At 57.9% G+C, this 15,161-nt stretch carries 14 protein-coding genes and 5 pseudogenes; 9 read left to right on the forward strand and 10 right to left on the reverse strand.

Features of this window, described 5'->3' with window-relative positions:
- Nucleotides 1–45: 45 nt before the first annotated feature.
- Nucleotides 46–426: a response regulator gene (locus AB8B31_RS26290; protein ID WP_131591265.1), complete on the reverse strand. Its 381-nt coding sequence runs from the start codon at nucleotides 424–426 to the stop codon at nucleotides 46–48.
- Between the two features lie 270 nt (nucleotides 427–696).
- Here AB8B31_RS26290 and AB8B31_RS26295 point away from each other — a divergent pair.
- The 5 genes and pseudogenes from AB8B31_RS26295 to AB8B31_RS26315 all read left to right on the forward strand — a co-directional run.
- A pseudogene (locus AB8B31_RS26295) lies at nucleotides 697–1,194 on the forward strand (SDR family oxidoreductase); the annotation flags it as partial.
- Nucleotides 1,195–1,231: 37 nt separating this feature from the next.
- Nucleotides 1,232–1,930: a ribonuclease activity regulator RraA gene (locus tag AB8B31_RS26300; protein ID WP_131591266.1), complete on the forward strand. Its 699-nt coding sequence runs from the start codon at nucleotides 1,232–1,234 to the stop codon at nucleotides 1,928–1,930.
- A 460-nt stretch (nucleotides 1,931–2,390) separates the two neighbouring features.
- Nucleotides 2,391–3,074, forward strand: a pseudogene (locus AB8B31_RS26305) (IS6 family transposase).
- A 569-nt stretch (nucleotides 3,075–3,643) separates the two neighbouring features.
- Nucleotides 3,644–3,844, forward strand: coding sequence for a hypothetical protein (locus AB8B31_RS26310; RefSeq protein ID WP_018444696.1), 201 nt, complete (start codon nucleotides 3,644–3,646; stop codon nucleotides 3,842–3,844).
- Between the two features lie 78 nt (nucleotides 3,845–3,922).
- Nucleotides 3,923–4,021, forward strand: a pseudogene (locus tag AB8B31_RS26315) (IS5/IS1182 family transposase); the annotation flags it as partial.
- 54 nt (nucleotides 4,022–4,075) lie between these two features.
- On the opposite strand, the pseudogene AB8B31_RS26320 reads toward AB8B31_RS26315, so the two are convergent.
- Nucleotides 4,076–4,837: pseudogene (locus AB8B31_RS26320) on the reverse strand (Tn3 family transposase); the annotation flags it as partial.
- Nucleotides 4,838–4,938: 101 nt separating this feature from the next.
- On the opposite strand from AB8B31_RS26320, the gene AB8B31_RS26325 reads away from it, so the two are divergent.
- Together AB8B31_RS26325 and AB8B31_RS26330 are read left to right on the forward strand one after the other, a co-directional pair.
- Entirely contained in the window at nucleotides 4,939–5,181 is a 243-nt protein-coding gene (locus tag AB8B31_RS26325) for a type II toxin-antitoxin system ParD family antitoxin (RefSeq protein ID WP_028739446.1), read from the forward strand.
- Nucleotides 5,178–5,470: pseudogene (locus tag AB8B31_RS26330) on the forward strand (type II toxin-antitoxin system RelE/ParE family toxin). The gene AB8B31_RS26325 and the pseudogene AB8B31_RS26330 overlap by 4 nt, the downstream one beginning before the upstream one ends.
- A 98-nt stretch (nucleotides 5,471–5,568) precedes the next feature.
- Here the strand turns inward: AB8B31_RS26330 and AB8B31_RS26335 are convergent.
- Nucleotides 5,569–6,402 carry a helix-turn-helix domain-containing protein gene (locus AB8B31_RS26335; protein ID WP_131591289.1) on the reverse strand — a complete coding sequence of 278 codons (834 nt, stop codon included), beginning with the start codon at nucleotides 6,400–6,402 and terminating at the stop codon, nucleotides 5,569–5,571.
- Between the two features lie 302 nt (nucleotides 6,403–6,704).
- Here AB8B31_RS26335 and AB8B31_RS26340 point away from each other — a divergent pair, with 302 nt between their 5' ends.
- On the forward strand, nucleotides 6,705–7,598 hold the full coding sequence (locus AB8B31_RS26340; RefSeq protein WP_131591290.1) for a helix-turn-helix transcriptional regulator: 894 nt from the start codon (nucleotides 6,705–6,707) through the stop codon (nucleotides 7,596–7,598).
- A gap of 132 nt (nucleotides 7,599–7,730) precedes the next feature.
- Here AB8B31_RS26340 and AB8B31_RS26345 read toward each other — a convergent pair whose 3' ends face one another.
- On the reverse strand, nucleotides 7,731–8,567 hold the full coding sequence (locus AB8B31_RS26345) for an alpha/beta fold hydrolase (RefSeq protein ID WP_245504015.1): 837 nt from the start codon (nucleotides 8,565–8,567) through the stop codon (nucleotides 7,731–7,733).
- Nucleotides 8,568–8,595: 28 nt separating this feature from the next.
- On the opposite strand from AB8B31_RS26345, the gene AB8B31_RS26350 reads away from it, so the two are divergent.
- Entirely contained in the window at nucleotides 8,596–8,754 is a 159-nt protein-coding gene (locus AB8B31_RS26350) for a hypothetical protein (protein WP_439007573.1), read from the forward strand.
- A gap of 25 nt (nucleotides 8,755–8,779) precedes the next feature.
- Here AB8B31_RS26350 and AB8B31_RS26355 read toward each other — a convergent pair whose 3' ends face one another.
- From AB8B31_RS26355 to AB8B31_RS26380, 6 genes are all read right to left on the reverse strand, one after another.
- Nucleotides 8,780–10,378, reverse strand: a complete 1,599-nt coding sequence (locus AB8B31_RS26355; protein ID WP_222319179.1) for an MFS transporter — start codon at nucleotides 10,376–10,378, stop codon at nucleotides 8,780–8,782.
- Nucleotides 10,375–10,818 carry a DoxX family protein gene (locus AB8B31_RS26360; protein ID WP_113543135.1) on the reverse strand — a complete coding sequence of 148 codons (444 nt, stop codon included), beginning with the start codon at nucleotides 10,816–10,818 and terminating at the stop codon, nucleotides 10,375–10,377. Before AB8B31_RS26360 ends, AB8B31_RS26355 begins: the two co-directional genes overlap by 4 nt.
- A 199-nt stretch (nucleotides 10,819–11,017) precedes the next feature.
- A complete protein-coding gene (locus AB8B31_RS26365; RefSeq protein WP_130654120.1) occupies nucleotides 11,018–13,000 on the reverse strand; it encodes an amidohydrolase in 1,983 nt (660 codons plus the stop codon).
- The gene (locus AB8B31_RS26370; protein ID WP_112908192.1) at nucleotides 13,000–13,290 is read right to left on the reverse strand and encodes a XapX domain-containing protein; all 291 of its coding nucleotides are present in this window, start codon (nucleotides 13,288–13,290) and stop codon (nucleotides 13,000–13,002) included. Before AB8B31_RS26370 ends, AB8B31_RS26365 begins: the two co-directional genes overlap by 1 nt.
- A gap of 67 nt (nucleotides 13,291–13,357) precedes the next feature.
- On the reverse strand, nucleotides 13,358–14,047 hold the full coding sequence (locus AB8B31_RS26375) for a hydrolase (RefSeq protein ID WP_018517690.1): 690 nt from the start codon (nucleotides 14,045–14,047) through the stop codon (nucleotides 13,358–13,360).
- Nucleotides 14,048–14,142: 95 nt separating this feature from the next.
- On the reverse strand, nucleotides 14,143–15,075 hold the full coding sequence (locus AB8B31_RS26380; RefSeq protein ID WP_131591270.1) for a VOC family protein: 933 nt from the start codon (nucleotides 15,073–15,075) through the stop codon (nucleotides 14,143–14,145).
- Between the last annotated feature and the right edge of the window lie 86 nt (nucleotides 15,076–15,161).

A 15,161-nucleotide genomic window follows, 5' to 3' on the forward strand; every position in this document is an offset into this window, starting at 1 on the left:
TTGCTGACCGGCCTTCACGTTCCAGCGTCCAGAGATAACGTGTCGTTATGTCCCGGACTTACGCCGAGGGTCGCATCCATACAAGGCCGTCTCGACGGCTTCCACAAGCTGCTCAGGCGAGGCCGGCTTCATCAGAAGTTGACCTTCTGCGAACGCGGGTTCCAGCTCGGAAACGGATTCGGTCTCGCCCGAATAGACAATGAACGGGATGTCGTAATCGACGAGATGCCGCGCGACGGCAGTGCAGACGCCGTCCGAGAGGCGAGGGTCGACGATTGCGGCGGACGGCGAGTTTTCCTTCAGCCAGGAAACGGCGCCCGAACCGGTCGAGAGCGTTACGAAGCTGCGCTGGCCACATCCCTCCAGAACCGTTTCGATATCGAGCGCGATGAAAGGTTCGTCTTCAAGGATGAGGATCGTAGGCATATTTCTCCTTCTGGGGCAGCGCAAGAGTATCGAAAACGCCCGTGCCTGTCACTTCCGACTGAAGTCCGAAAGTCCGTTCGGAGTGGCCGTCAATCAAAACTTCGTGGGTATCCACTGCTTTATTTAGCATTTTCTTATCTATCCGTCGTTGACTTTCGTTGTCGCTGAATCATGTCCGTTACAGAGGTAGGAGAGGCGGCTCCATGCAGAAGGCAGTCCCGGTAGTGGAGGATGAAGCGCTCATTCGCTTCGTCGCGGTCGACGTCCTCGCCGACCCCGGTTTCGGGTCAGGCACCTGAGCAGTGGTCGAAATTCTTCCAGTCCATGGTCCTCTCGGTAATCGCGCTGACGGATCGCGTTCTCCCCGGAATGAAGTCATCGGGCTGGGGGCGCGTCATCACGTCGACATCGTCGGGGGTCGTGTCGCCGATCCCGAACCTTGGGCTTTCCAATGCGTTGCGCAGCACGCTCGTCTGCTGGTCAAAGACGCTGGCTAAGGAAGTCGGCGGCGCAGGCATTACGGCCAATATCGTATTGCCAGGCCGCATAGCAACTCCACGGATCACCTTCCTCGATGAGCAGAAGGCGAAGCGGGAAGGACGTTCAGTCGAGGACGTTGCTGCCGAAAGCACCGCGACCATCCCGGTGGGACGCTACGGCAAGCCGAAAGAATACGGAGACACGGTAGCCTTCCTGGCAAGCGACCGCGCCTCTTTCATCACCGGAAGTATCGTCCGCATCGACGGCGGCATGATTGCCAGTATCTGATAACGAAAAAAACGAGAGGTAATGCCAATGGCAACCGATGCAGAAAATCAAATCCACCCTCGCGACAGTCACCACCGCTACGCTCACGACCATCCTTTTAAAGAAGGGCTTGCGCAATGTCTGGATGCGTGGAGCCATGCCCATCAAGCCGGGTCAGGGTCGCATCGTCGGCCGTGCGTTCACTCTTCGCTTTGTCCCGGCCCGCGAAGACCTAGCTACCCCGGAATCCTGGTCTTCCCCGAAGTCCACCCGCGCCGCTATCGAAGCGATGCCGGAAGGATGCATCGCGGTTGTCGACGCCATGGGCATCAAGGACGCCGGCATTTTCGGCGACATCCTCTGCGCGCGTATGGCTAAGCGGAACGTAGCGGCGCTCGTTACGGACGGCGTGGTACGCGATCTCGACGGCGTACTCGGTACGAACCTTCCTGTTTGGTGTTCCGGCGCGGCCGCTCCTCCGTCCGTGGCTGGCCTGACGTTCGTCGACTGGGACCAGCCCGTTGGCTGCGGCGGCGTAGCCGTGTTCCCTAACGACGTCATCGTCATCGACAACGACGGTGCCGTTGTCATCCCGGCTGCTATGATCGACGACATTCTCGACGCCGCTACCGAGCAGGAGCGTCTCGAAGGCTGGATTATGCAGGAAGTCAACAAGGGTGCGGCGTTGCCGGGGCTATACCCCGCGAATGCCGAAAACAAGGCGCGCTACGAAGAGTGGAAGAAGAGCAACGCCTAATGATGAGGGCCCGGTAACCCATTTCGGATCCCTGGAGACGCCAAGGTTCGCGCCCCAACCGTGGCGTCTCTGAACACGTAAGGAAAGTCGAAGAATGGAAATCGTGTTTATCTGCGCGGCCTTCCTGGCTCTCCTTTTGCTACGCGTCGGAGATGCCGCTTTGTTGGGCCACCGACGCCGAAACTGGCACCGCGTTCAGGGGAGGGTTCTAACCATGCGATATGTTGCATACGGTGAAAACGTCTATCCGACTGCAGTCGTCTGTTGCTTGTCAGACAGCGGTCGTACGGTTCAAAAGAACGTGGGGCTCCCCGGAGTCGATTTCGACGGGGGTCGAAGCAGGAAGCGTTCTCAAGCTCCTTTTGAAGGTTCTGTCGCAAAACTTTTCACCGGGTTTGCAACCAGTATTGTAGGCGTAGATCCGGGGTTGAGATGAGCAGGCAGATTGAGTTTCACGATCATGGTCGATTTCAAAGGCAGTCATTACCCGAAAGACGTGATTTTATACGCGGTATTTTTCTACGTGAGATATGCGGTCTCCTATCGTGATCTGGAAGAGATTATGGCCGAGCGCGGCGTTACCGTTGACCACGCGACGCTGAACAGATGGGTCGTGAAATACTCGCCCCTGATTGCCTGCCAGGCCCAGCGGCGCAAATCCGCAACCAGCAGCTCCTGGCGGATGGAGGAGACCTATATCCAGGTCAAAGGCAAGTGGACCTATTTCTATCGGGCTGTCGACAAATTCGGCAAAACCCTTGATTTCATGCTGTCTGAGCACCGCGATGAGGCCGCGGCCAGCGCGTTCTTCGCCCGCACGATTAAGAACAATGGCTGGCCCGAAAAGGTCGTCATCGACAAGAGCGGCGCGAACCTGGCAGGATTGCAAAACATCAACTAGCGGCTGCTGTTGTATGGATGGTTCTGGCTGATCGAGATCCGGCAGGTCAAATACCTCAACAACACGATTGAGCAGGACCACCGGTTTATCAAGAAGCTGACCCGCCCCATGAAGGGGTTCAAATCCTTTCAGTCTGCGTCAGCAACACTGGATGGTATCGAGGTGGCTCACATGATCCGCAAGCGCCAATTTTCAACCAGTGGCCAATCGGCATTTCAGCAATTCGCCGCACTCGCTGCATAACTGTGTCCAGCGATGGCCGCTTCTGCGGCCTTTTAAAAAGTTTGCGACAAAACCGCTACCTATCATATTCCCTGGCGAGCATAAATGGACGGATTGATAATTTTCAGGATGCGGCGATAACGACAATTGCGTCCTGTTCATATATCTAAATGAGTAGTGGTTAATTCCGAAGGAAGTTCGGAACTTCCAAAATACGCAGCTGCCGGTGCAATGTAGTTTCGAGGCGCCGGCAACTTATGTTCAAAACAAAACAAGCAAAAATAGGAGGATAGGTCGTGAACCATCGGAGGATTGTTCTTGCGCGCTTTGCGCAAGCGTTGGCTTGCAACAGGACTCATCCCGCGTGCATCCCTCAGGCGCCGGGAAGAATTCCACCACCTATTGTGCAGATTCATGCGAGACGCTCCTGATGCCGGACATCGGCAAATAATGGCGCGCGAGGGGTTGCGCGCAGCCGAGGCAATCTGTGTCGATGTGTAATGGCTCGAGGCTTGCATGCAACCCCTACCATATCCACCCATTGTCGAAATTGTTAACGCTGCCTTTCATATGGCAGAGCGGAGGCTACGATGACCACGGCATGTGATGAGAAACATATCGAATTGAAGCCGATTTCGAGCTGCAGACGAGAAGTCGAAGTCGCGATGGTGGAAATGCTCGTCAGTTTGCAGAAACGTGGATGGTCGGCTGCGGAATTGGCACTGGCGCTCGCAGATGCCTCCGAAGATCTCGTCATGATGATTGCGACCAAAAGGCTTCGACCGAATTAGGTCGTGGTGACGATTTAACGATTTGGGATTCCGCCGGAGGCGCAAATCAGATTCAAGGCTGACTTTTGGAGATCGGCCGTGGATTGTGATGCGCTTCGGGATGGCCAGTGGGAACGGATCAAGGATTGTTTGCCGGGCGGCACGAAGGGCAAATGCGGCCCGCGCACGAACAACCGGGGGTCGGAACAAGAGCGGTGCGAAATCGTACGATAGGGCGAACGGACCGGGAACCTATGCGGCGCGCCGCAGCCCAGCCGGAAGGCGGAGCGACCGAAATCCGTTGTGCATCTGGTGTTCCGCATCCCAGGTGTAGATGCCTGTCAGGTTGATATGTTCCCAACTCAGTGGCGAGATGTGTTTCAACAGAGTATCTGGAACGCCTCGGCCCGCTCGTTTTAGCTTTGTAACCGCGCGATCAAGATAGACCGTATTCCAATGTACGATCGCACTGACGACGAGATTGAGCCCCGAGGCGCGGAACGCCTGGCTTTCGAACGACCGGTCACGGATTTCTCCTCGCTCATGGAAAAAGACAGCGCGCTTCAGCTTATGCGCGGCCTCGCCCTTGTTGAGGCCCGCCTGGCAACGTCGCCGCAATGCCGGACTTGAGTACCATTCGATCATGAAGAGCGACCGCTCGATACGGCCGAGTTCTCGCAGCGCCCTTGCGAGATGGCTTTGTTTTGGAGATGCGGACAGCTTCTTCACGATCGTAGACGGCACCACGGACCGCGTCGTGATCGACGCCGCGAGATGGAGCAGATCGTCCCAATGGTCGAGAATGAGAGTGGTGTTGATCGGCGCCCCGATGTGGTTCGACAGGGCCGGATATGCATCGCCCTTCTCGAACGTGTGGAACTTCCGATCTTTGAGATTGCGCAGTCGTGGTGCGAACCGCTTGCCGATCAGGGCGAACAGCCCGAAGATGTGATCACTCGCACCGCCCGTGTCAGTAAAGTGTTCCTGGATGTCGAGCACCGTGTCCTGATCGAATGATGCTATCGAGATGAACTGTTCCGCATCTCATCGGAGCGTTCGAGCTTTTGACAAACTTTGCCAAAATCGGCTAAGTTGCCTTCAAGTGGAGGTTATCAATGGCCACGATGAACGTATCTCTTCCAGGCCCGATGAAGGATTGGGTGGAGGCCCAGGCCAGGACCGGGCGATATTCGAATGCTAGCGACTACGTGCGCGACCTGATCCGACGCGACCAGACGCGAAACGATAAGATCGCCGCCATGCAAAGCTTCGTCGAGGCCGGGCTCCAAAGTGGTGTCGGCATCCGATCAAAGGATGAACTCTTTGCTGAAGCGATGGCTCGTGCCAGCAAGTCATGAGTTTTAAGCTTTCTGCCGAAGCGGAAGAGGACATTATTGCGATCGCCGAGCAAGGTGTCCGTATGTTCGGGGCAGGCCAGGCAAAGCGATACCACAATGAACTTTTCGCATTATTTGATCTGATAGCTGTCAATCCACGCATCGGCGCGAACGGGATGAGATTGATCCGCCCGTTAGAATTCATCCCTTCAAAGCGCATCTAATCGTTTATCGGATCGAAGATGATGAGACAATTTTTGTAATACGAATTCGCCACGCGCATGAAGATTGGGCAAGTGAATCAATTTAGCGCACCTCGGATGGAGCTGTGGGATTTGGTGTGTCTCAGGTTCGAATCGGGTCAAGAGCTTCCGGTTCGAACGAATCTTCCAAGAGGATTCGTCTGGATCAGGTGTTGCGCCGCCAATTGCCAGGCGTGGTGCCGACGATACCTGCAAAGACGCGCGTGAAATGGCTTTGGTCCGCGAAGCCGCAGGCGATGGCCACTTCGGCGAGCGGAGTCTTTGAGGTCCGTAGGAGGTTGCGGGCGCGGTCTATTCGCTCACGAAGAACCCATTGATAGGGCGTCATACCGGTCGTCTCACGAAAAGCGCGAATGAAATAGCCGCGCGACAGATTGCACATCTGCGCGACTTCGGAAATTGACACGTTGCCGTCGAGGTTCTCAAGAAGCAGACTTTTCGCCAGATCCTCATGCGTCCGCGAAAGGCTACCCGACCTATCAGAGGCTACCGTTGGCCGGCCGCCATAACGCTGGACCAGGTAGGTTCCGATGGCCGTCGTCATTTGTTCGACGAATAGTGCATTGGCCTCGTCTGGCTTTTCGAGTGCCGGGATCAGCGCCCGAGCGAGATTGGCAAGCACAATATCTTTTGATGCGGTTTCAACTGACAGCGACGTCACGCCGGGCATTTCAGCATCATCGGCAATCTTGCCGAGGGACGCTGGTGAAATTTCAAACAGCACGAAATCGAAAGGACCGCCGAGATCCGCCTTGTAGGCGTCCGAGAGATCGCGAATATAGATCGAATTCTCGGTAAAGTCGTGAGCTTTCGCACGATGTTCGTGGAAGATGCGCCGCGTGTGGCCACCGAGCGAGGAAACCCCCACGACGAAACCTCGATCGCTTGCCGGTGTCATAACCTGATCGAGTTTAGTGTTGACTGTCGCCTTCCGAAAGATATCGATGTCTGAACCAAATAGGCTTTGGTTGATCGACAACTGCTTCAACGAGCACCCGAACCCGTCGGCCGAGTTTCCAGTGGAAGATTGGTGGCGGAGGGGGAGAACTTGGACCACGACGCACTTCTTTCATTTTTAGACACTCGAACACGGGACATGCCGGCTTGGTAGCTTTCCCACGCTAAGTTGCCACACGACAATTTGTTAAATCGGCCCCGCGAGGATCCTTTTGTTCAATATTGCCGTTTGAAACCTGTGTAGGAAACTTTGAAGCGCAGCATCTCGTCGGGACGGCTATACAGTCCCCAGCCAGGATGATCGAGACACATGTGAGTGAAGCGTTGACCGTCAGTGAGAGAATTGCGGCGTGTTTTGGGATTAGTGCTGCAAGGGCGCTGGCAATCAGGCCTCTTTACGAGGCAAAGCTCGCTGTCGTCCATCTCGAGCACTCCTATGACAATGGCGAACATACAATCCTCCTGCCGGCTGATGACGCCTTTCTGGTCATGCTTTATCTCGTCGACGTTGATCATTGTGACGTCCGCCCGGACGGTGCACGGACACCTCTGAAGGCCTATTCCAGAGGTTCTATGTGTCTTATCAGTCTGAGGAACGGCGCCGCAATTTCCGTTCGTGGCCGCTTCGAAGCACTCGCGTTTCATATCCCAAGCGCGCTTTTTATCGAGCTCGCTGAGGAAGCAGGCGAGCCGCGTATTGATGACCTCATAACCTGCCGCGGGATTGACGATCAGGTGGTCCGCAATATCGGCGCTGCACTGATACCGATGTTCGACATGCCGGACGAAGTCAGGGACACACTGCTTCCTCATATCGGATTAGCGCTAAGCGCCCATCTTACGCATCGTTATGGGCGGTCCCCCATCCAGCACCTTTCGGGCACCGGTCAACTGTCTCTGCTGCAGGAAAAGCGCATCAAGGCGTACATAGCTGCGAACCTATCAGGCGGCACACCGGTCGATAAGATCGCCGAAGCGTGCGGGTTTTCAGTCGATGAGCTCTGTTCCGGATTTTTGAGCACGACCGGGCAGTCAGTTTCGGAATGGATCGCGTCATATCGAATGAGCAGAGCCCAATCGCAACTGAGCAGAACCGGTGAAACTATTGCCCGGATCGCTGCAGAGTGCGGCTTTCCTGACGAAAATGAATTCGTCGCAACCTTCACGAGGGCCGAGGGAGTGCCTCCTGCGGCTTGGCGCTTGCGCAACCGACACTGACGGATACACAATCGCGCAGCACTGCTCTTGAGCTAAGCTTCAGAACAGAAAACTCACGGCGATGGCCATATTGGTCGAGCTTGTGTGGCCGGATCCGGGTGCGGCCGAAACGGCCTCACCCGGACAGTCCAATTAAGCCTGGACAAATGCCAAGAGGTCGGCGTTCAGGACATCGGCGTGGGTTGTCAGCATGCCATGCGGATAACCCTGATAGACCTTCAGGGTGCTGTTCTGCACCAGTTTGACGGAAAGCTTGCCGGCATTGTCGATCGGCACGACCTGGTCGTCGTCGCCGTGCATAACGAGCGTCGGAACAGTGATTGCCTTCAGGTCTTCCGTCTGATCGGTCTCGGAGAAGGCCTTGATCCCGTCGTAATGGGCCTTGGCACTGCCCATCATGCCCTGCCGCCACCAATTCTGGATAACGCCCGGATAGACCTTGGCGTCAGGGCGGTTGAAACCATAGAACGGACCAGTGGGAAAATCGACGAAGAGCTGCGCGCGGTTCTCAGCTACGCCCTGGCGGATGCCATCGAACACTTCCATTGGCAAGCCGCCCGGATTTGTCTCGGTCTTGAGCATCAGCGGCGGGACGGCGGAAACCAGAACGGCCTTGGCAACGCGGCCAGCGGGCTGGCCATATTTTGCAACGTAGCGGGCAACTTCTCCGCCGCCGGTCGAATGGCCGATATGAACGGCATTCTTCAGATCAAGCGCTTCGACGACAGCAAAGGCGTCGGCAGCGTAGTGGTCCATATCGTGTCCGTCGGAAACCTGTGCCGAACGACCGTGACCACGACGGTCGTGGGCGACAACGCGGTAACCCTTCGACAGAAAGAACAGCATCTGTGCGTCCCAATCGTCCGACGAGAGCGGCCAGCCATGGTGAAAGACGATCGGCTGGGCATCCTTCGGACCCCAATCCTTGTAGAAGATTTCGACGCCGTCCTTGGTGGTGATGTAGCCCATTCTATTGTCTCCTTTGATTGAGGTGGGGGTGGAAGAAATGTTGGCAGCAAACCCGAAAGATGTGGGGAGTGCCATGGCGGCTGCGGTGGCAGCGCCGGAAAGCAATGCGCTGCGGCGGGTGATGGAAGGGAAATTCTCGGTCATTGTCGCGTACCGTGATCCTTTGATGGCTATGATTCGAAGGTAGTGGGGGATGCCGCTCTCCCGCGTTGCTAGGCGGCCCCCGGCCGGTTGATTGTGAGGAAATGCCGGACGACCGGCTTGTCCGTTCCTGAGTGATAGGCGAGGACCTGGCCTTGCAGATCAGCATCGGCATTTGAAACCCGCTTGTGCTGGCGAAGATGCTCTGCCCAGGATTCGACCATGAACCATTCGACGATCTTTTGCGGATCGGCGGAGTCTTCCGTCACCCCCCATCCGTAGGCGCCGTCCCGGCGCCGCTCGTGGGACATCTCATCCAGCGCATGCAGGAAGGCTGTGCGATGATGTTTTTCGACATGGTATTCGATGAGGATCAGAACAGGTCCGCGGTCGTGGGCGACAGGCTCGGCGACCAAGGGTTCTGGCCAGTGATTGGACGGCACCATATCCGCGTCGCCGGCCGGCAGCTTTAAACGATGCATGATGAAGCCTGCAACGAGCAGTCCCACCGCGCCGATCAGCAGCGCTCCCGGCACCCCAGCAGCTTCACCAACGGCACCCCAGCCAAGGCTACCTGCCGTCATCGCACCATTGAAGACGGTGAGATAGACCGCCAGTCCGCGACCGCGGACCCAGTTCGGGAGCACGGCCTGCGCTGCGCCATTCAATGTGGTCAGGGCAGTGATCCAAGCGCCTCCGAGAAAGAGCAGAACAATGATGGCGACCCATTTCGGCGGCGCGAGCGACAAAGCGCCCATGACGAGTGCTGTGATAACAGCGGCACCGAGCAGCAGGCCATCGGCATTAAAACGTTCGCGCAGTTTAGGCATGAGCAATGCGCCGCCGATCGCGCCGGCGCCAACGGCGCCAAGCAGGATACCGTAGAAGCCTGCGTCACCGCCGAGCAATTCTCGGGCGACGAGCGGCAGGAGTGCCCAGATGGCACTGGCGAAGGCAAAGAAGATCGCCGCGCGCAAAAGTACGACATGCAAGGGCTTGCTGGCGCGGGTGTAGCGCAGGCCTGCACGGAACGCGCCGAAGAAGCCTTCCGCCAACGCATCATTCGCGTTCTTTGCCCGCGGCCACCAGACGAGCGCCGCGATGACGACGAAATAGCTCGCAACATCCGCGCCATAGGTGACGCCCGCGCCGAAGGCAGCAAGGATCAGGCCGCCGGCAGCCGGCCCAATCGACCGGGCGATATTGATGCCGAGCGAGTTGAGCGCGACGGCGCTCTTGACGTCTTCTCTCTTCACCAGTTCGGGCACGATCGCCTGCCAGGTCGGCCCCATCAACGCGGCGCCGATGCCGCCAAGGAAGGTCAGGCCGATCAGCGCACTGACCGAAAGCATGCCGGTATTTGCCAGGATCATGAGGCTTACGCTGACCGACGCGAGCAAGATCTGCACGGCGATCAGGAATTTGCGGCGATCGAGAATATCGGTGAGCACGCCTGCAGGTATCGCCAGGAGGAAGATCGGCAGGGTTCCGGCCGCCTGCACCAGCGCGACGGCCGCCGGCGACGCCGATAGATCGGTCATCAGCCAGGAACTGGCGACATCGCGCATAAAGCTGCCGGTATTTCCGAGGACGGTTGCAGCCCAAAGAACTGCAAAGACGGGCTGGGCAAGGGGAGCAAAGCTGCCCCCGGAGGATTTGGTAGTGCTCATTTGCCAGCTCCCTTGGTCAGATCAATTGTCGCGACAATGATGAAAGCGCCAGCGAGCCCGAGATGTTCGAAGAAGGCATTGGTTGCCATCATGCGGTCCATGCCCGGGGGCAGCTCCCAGAAACGAAGGGCGATAAGGGTAGCAAAGAGTGTGAACCCGGCGAGCGCCAGCGCACCTGCCCAGCGAAGGATCCCCGATACCACCATGGCCGAAGCCGCTAATTCGAAGGTGATAACGGCGACCGCGAAGAATGCCGCCGGATACAGACCGAAATGGTTCATTTCAGCGATTGCGCCCTGGAAATCGAAGAGCTTGGTGAGCGGCCCCTGGATATAGGCCGCGCAGAGAGCGAGGAGTGCGACGAACCGTGTCGCTGGTGCAGTGATGATCCGCGCAAGAGGAGAGCCCCGGTGACGGCTGGACGAAAAATGATCAATCATGTCTGCTCCTGTCATGTTGTCGATCAAAACAAGCGGCTTTGTTTGCCGTTGGTGGAGCGATATTGGCCAGAAAGATTATCGCCAACAATTGCATCAATTATTTCGATTTAATTGCGCTTTTCGCAATAAACGATCTGATAGAGCAAATTGGGCAGCGGAGGCCGCTGCCCACTCAATGCGGGCGCGATACCGTGCGGCGTCAAACGGCCCAGCAGGCACAACCAAGCGCGCCGAAGAAGCCCTTGAGATCGGCAATTGGTAGCTTCGATGTCCAGGCGCCGGCGTGGTCGTGACCATGGACATTGCAGGAACTGGCGCAACCGCACGTCGAGATCGCGGTACGGCGCAAGGAGTTCATGCCTGCGCCCTGCGGTTCGCCCCATGCCGCGTAGCCGCCGAACGTGCGCACGGGAGACCAGTCCGGCATCGCGGGAGGCACGTCGTTCTCGTCGAGTGACTTGAAATCGCCCGCACCGAAGACGATCTTGCCGCCGACCATGGTCAACTGCGAGGACAGAAACGAGATCTCATCCTCTGGGCAGGTGAAGAAGTCCCTATCCGGCACGACGAGATCGGCGAACTGGCCCTTCTCGATGCGGCCCTTCTTGCCTTCCTCGTTAGAGAACCAAGTGACCTTCTCGGTCCACATGCGCAGCGCCGTTTCACGGTCGAGGCAATTGGCGCGGGGATAGAGCTGCATGCCGCCGACGGTCTTGCCGGTCACCATCCAGGACAGCGAGACCCAGGGGTTATAGGAGGCGACGCGCGTCGCATCGGTACCGGCGGAGACGTTGATGCCCTTATCGAGCATGCGCCTGATCGGCGGTGTCGCCTCTGCAACGCCGTGGCCGTATCGCTCGACGAAATATTCGCCCTGATAGGCCATGCGGTGCTGCGTGGCGATGCCGCCACCGAGCGCTGCGATACGGTCGATCGAGCGATCGGAAATCGTCTCTGCATGGTCGAAGAACCAGTTCAGGCCCTCGAGCGGGATGTCCTTGTTGACCTTCTCGAACACATCGAGCGAGCGGCTGATCGTTTCGTCATAGGTGGCGTGAAGCCGCCAGGGCCAGCGGTTTTCAGCGAGGACTCGAACGACGTCCTCCAGTTCTCCTTCCATTTCCGGCGGCATGTCCGGGCGGGGCTGGCGAAAATCTTCGAAGTCCGCGGCGGAAAACACCAGCATCTCGCCGGCGCCGTTGTGACGGAAATAATCGTTGCCCTGCTTGTATTTGACCGACTGCGTCCAGTTAAGGAAATCCTGCTTCTCTTCCTTCGGCTTCTGCGTGAAGAGATTGTAGGCCAGACGGACTGTAAGCTGGTCCTCGTCCGAGAGCTTCTGGATCACCGCATAGTCGTCCGGGTAATTCTGGAAACCGCCGCCGGCATCGATAACGCCGGTGATGCCCAGCCGGTTCAGTTCCCTCATGAAGTGGCGGGTGGAATTGACTTGATATTCGAACGGAAGCTTGGGCCCTTTCGACAAAGTCGAATAGAGAATGCCCGCATTCGGCTTGGCAAGCAAAAGGCCCGTCGGATTGCCGTTGGCGTCGCGGGTAATCTCGCCGCCTGGAGGGTTCGGCGTGTCCTTGGTATAGCCGACGGCACGAAGGGCAGCACCGTTGAGCAGTGCGCGGTCATAGAGATGCAGCAGAAAGACAGGCGTATCCGGTGCAATAGCATTGATCTCGTCGATCGTCGGCAGGCGTTTTTCCGCGAACTGGTGTTCGCTGAAGCCTCCGACGACACGCACCCATTGCGGAGCAGGCGTGATCGCCACCTGTCGTTTCAGCATGTCCATCGCATCGGCGAGCGACCGCACGCCGTCCCAGCGAAGCTCCATGTTGAAGTTCAGGCCACCGCGCACGACGTGCGTGTGGTTGTCGATCAGACCAGGCAATACACGCTTGCCCTTGAGGTCGACGATCTTCGTATCGGGTCCGGCAAGCACCATGACGTCCCGGTCGGTGCCCACGTCCATGAATAGGCCGTCCTTGACGGCGATTGCGGTGGCGTTCGGATTCGCGCGATCAAGCGTCGTGATCAATCCATTGTGAAGAACGATGTCTGCGTACATGGAAGCGGCTCCGGTCTTGTTGGGATCGGCGGCATTGGCCGGTGAAAACAAGTTTGAAAAGGCGAGGCTCGATGCTGCGCCCAGGAATGTGCGGCGCGTCGTCATCAGCTTTTCCCCGATGTTGAATCTACATGGGGTGGGTTCACCGCCACCACGTTTTTCCCGCCCTTCGGAAGGTGACCGAACATGTGCGGCTTGACCTGATGAAGCCAGGAGACGGCGGCAGGTTCGCGAGCCCAAATGCTCTTTGCCAGCGGCACGAGCTGCTCGCCGACAAGGATGCCGAGCAGCCCGATGAGCGCGACGACAGGCGGGGCAGGCGAGCGAACATTGAGCAGGCTGTAGATCACGCCCACCAGCAGGCCGGCACCAAGTGAAAGAAGATAGAGTTTCATAGGGGAACCTCGCGTGGTGAAAGAAAATCACTCCGGCAGGACGCAGCCGGCCGGAGTGATTGACGGTTTACTTGGCAGGGTTCGGGCCGATCCGCTTGCCATGCTTGACGCGTTCGGCTCCACCGTGGACATGCGTAACAGCATAATCGATGCCCATGCCGTAAGCGCCGGAATGCTCCTTCACCAGCGACGTGACCGCGTCGTAGGTTTCCTTGCGGGCCCAGTCGCGCTGCCATTCGAGCAGGACCTGCTGCCAGGTGACCGGAACGACGCCAGCCTGCACCATGCGGTCCATCGCATATTTGTGCGCATCGACGGAGGTGCCGCCGGAAGCATCCGCAACCATGTAGATTTCGTAGTCGGTATCGTTCATGCAGGAGAGCGCGAAGGTGGTGTTGCAGACCTCGGTCCAGAGGCCGGCGACGACAATCTTCTTGCGGCCATCGGCAGCCTGCTTGGCAAGTGCGTCGCGGACGTTCTGGTCGTCCCATGAGTTCATCGATGTGCGCTCAAGGATGTCGTTTTCGGGAACGACGGCGAGCAGTTCCGGAAACGTGTTGCCCGAGAAGCTGTCGGTCTCGACGGTGGTGATTGTGGTCGGGATGTTGAAAATCCTGGCGGCCTTGGCAAGACCGACGACATTGTTCTTCAAGACCTGGCGGTCGATCGACTGAACGCCGAAAGCCATCTGCGGCTGCTGGTCGATGAAGATGATCTGACTATTCTGCGGGGTGAGGACCTGAAGCTTGCTGGACATCTCGTATCTTCCTTTGACTGAGTTGAAGGTAGGTAATGGGGCAGGGAAGGCGGCACGTCTTGAAAGTTATGCCGCCGTATTGTTGGAAAGCGACGTCAGGCGGCGAGCGGTGCCAGCCCGGCCTCGATCTGGTCACGATAAGGCTCGTACCGTGCCGGCAGCTTCAAAACCTCGCCAAGGTGCGCCGTATCTTCATCGCGGTCGAAACCGGGTTCGTTCGTGGCGATTTCGAACAGGACGCCGCCGGGTGTCCGGAAGTAGATGGCCCAGAAATAATCACGGTCGATGACAGGTGTTACCTGGTAACCCGTGTCCATCAGGGCCTTGCGGACTTCGAGCTGCTTTGCGCGGTTCTCGACGGCGAAAGCGATGTGGTGCACCGAACCTGCGCCCTGCCTTGCGAAAGGTGTTTTCGGAAGGACCTCGAGGTCGATTGTATCCGCACCATTGCCGCCGGGGATGATGAAGCGGGTGACGGCACCATCCGTTTCGGCGCGCTGGTAGCCCATGAACCCAAGCAGTTCGGACGTGGCAGCGGTGTCATGCAGGCGGAACTTAGCACCGGTGAAGCCGCGGATGCCAACGCTTTCGTCGATGCCGGCACCAGTCCAGGCCTTGCGGCCATCATTTTCCGTTTCGACAAGGGCAAACCCTTCGCCGTCCGGCCCGTTGAACAGGAGGCGGGCAGCGCCGAAGGCAGTGTCGGTAAGCAGGTTGACGGCTCCTTTTGCCGACAGGCGATCCTGCCAGAAGGAGAGTGAGCCCTTAGGCACTGCGAACTGTGTTTCGCTGACTTCGCCAACGCCTGGGCGGCCGCGCATTACGTCGGGAAAAGGGAAGTAGGTCATGACGGAGCCGGGGGTGCCGGCCTCATCACCGTAATAGAGGTGGTAGACGTTGGGGTCGTCGAAATTCACGGTCTTCTTGACGCGGCGCAGGCCAAGCGTGTCCGTGAAGAACGCGTTGTTCTGCCGGGCATCCGATGCCATCGACGTGATGTGATGCAGTCCCTTGATATCCTTGATCATAATGCTCGCCCTTCCGCGGCTGCGTTGGTTTGTCTGGTGTGATTGAAAACCTACGCCCGTTGATCACCGGTCGGAATTGCAATAAT

Source organism: Rhizobium sp. 62_C5_N11_2, assembly GCF_051811185.1.
GTDB lineage: Bacteria > Pseudomonadota > Alphaproteobacteria > Rhizobiales > Rhizobiaceae > Rhizobium > Rhizobium leguminosarum.

Coding starts and splice junctions, on each gene's coding strand:
- AB8B31_RS26365 (WP_130654120.1), bottom strand. CDS start 13,000: ATGACGACGCGCCGCACATTCCTGGGCGCAGCATCGAGCCTCGCCTTT.
- AB8B31_RS26375 (WP_018517690.1), bottom strand. CDS start 14,047: ATGTCCAGCAAGCTTCAGGTCCTCACCCCGCAGAATAGTCAGATCATC.
- AB8B31_RS26310 (WP_018444696.1), top strand. CDS start 3,644: ATGACCACGGCATGTGATGAGAAACATATCGAATTGAAGCCGATTTCG.
- AB8B31_RS26325 (WP_028739446.1), top strand. CDS start 4,939: ATGGCCACGATGAACGTATCTCTTCCAGGCCCGATGAAGGATTGGGTG.
- AB8B31_RS26355 (WP_222319179.1), bottom strand. CDS start 10,378: ATGAGCACTACCAAATCCTCCGGGGGCAGCTTTGCTCCCCTTGCCCAG.
- AB8B31_RS26345 (WP_245504015.1), bottom strand. CDS start 8,567: ATGGGCTACATCACCACCAAGGACGGCGTCGAAATCTTCTACAAGGAT.
- AB8B31_RS26380 (WP_131591270.1), bottom strand. CDS start 15,075: ATGATCAAGGATATCAAGGGACTGCATCACATCACGTCGATGGCATCG.
- AB8B31_RS26370 (WP_112908192.1), bottom strand. CDS start 13,290: ATGAAACTCTATCTTCTTTCACTTGGTGCCGGCCTGCTGGTGGGCGTG.
- AB8B31_RS26360 (WP_113543135.1), bottom strand. CDS start 10,818: ATGATTGATCATTTTTCGTCCAGCCGTCACCGGGGCTCTCCTCTTGCG.
- AB8B31_RS26300 (WP_131591266.1), top strand. CDS start 1,232: ATGCAGAAAATCAAATCCACCCTCGCGACAGTCACCACCGCTACGCTC.
- AB8B31_RS26290 (WP_131591265.1), bottom strand. CDS start 426: ATGCCTACGATCCTCATCCTTGAAGACGAACCTTTCATCGCGCTCGAT.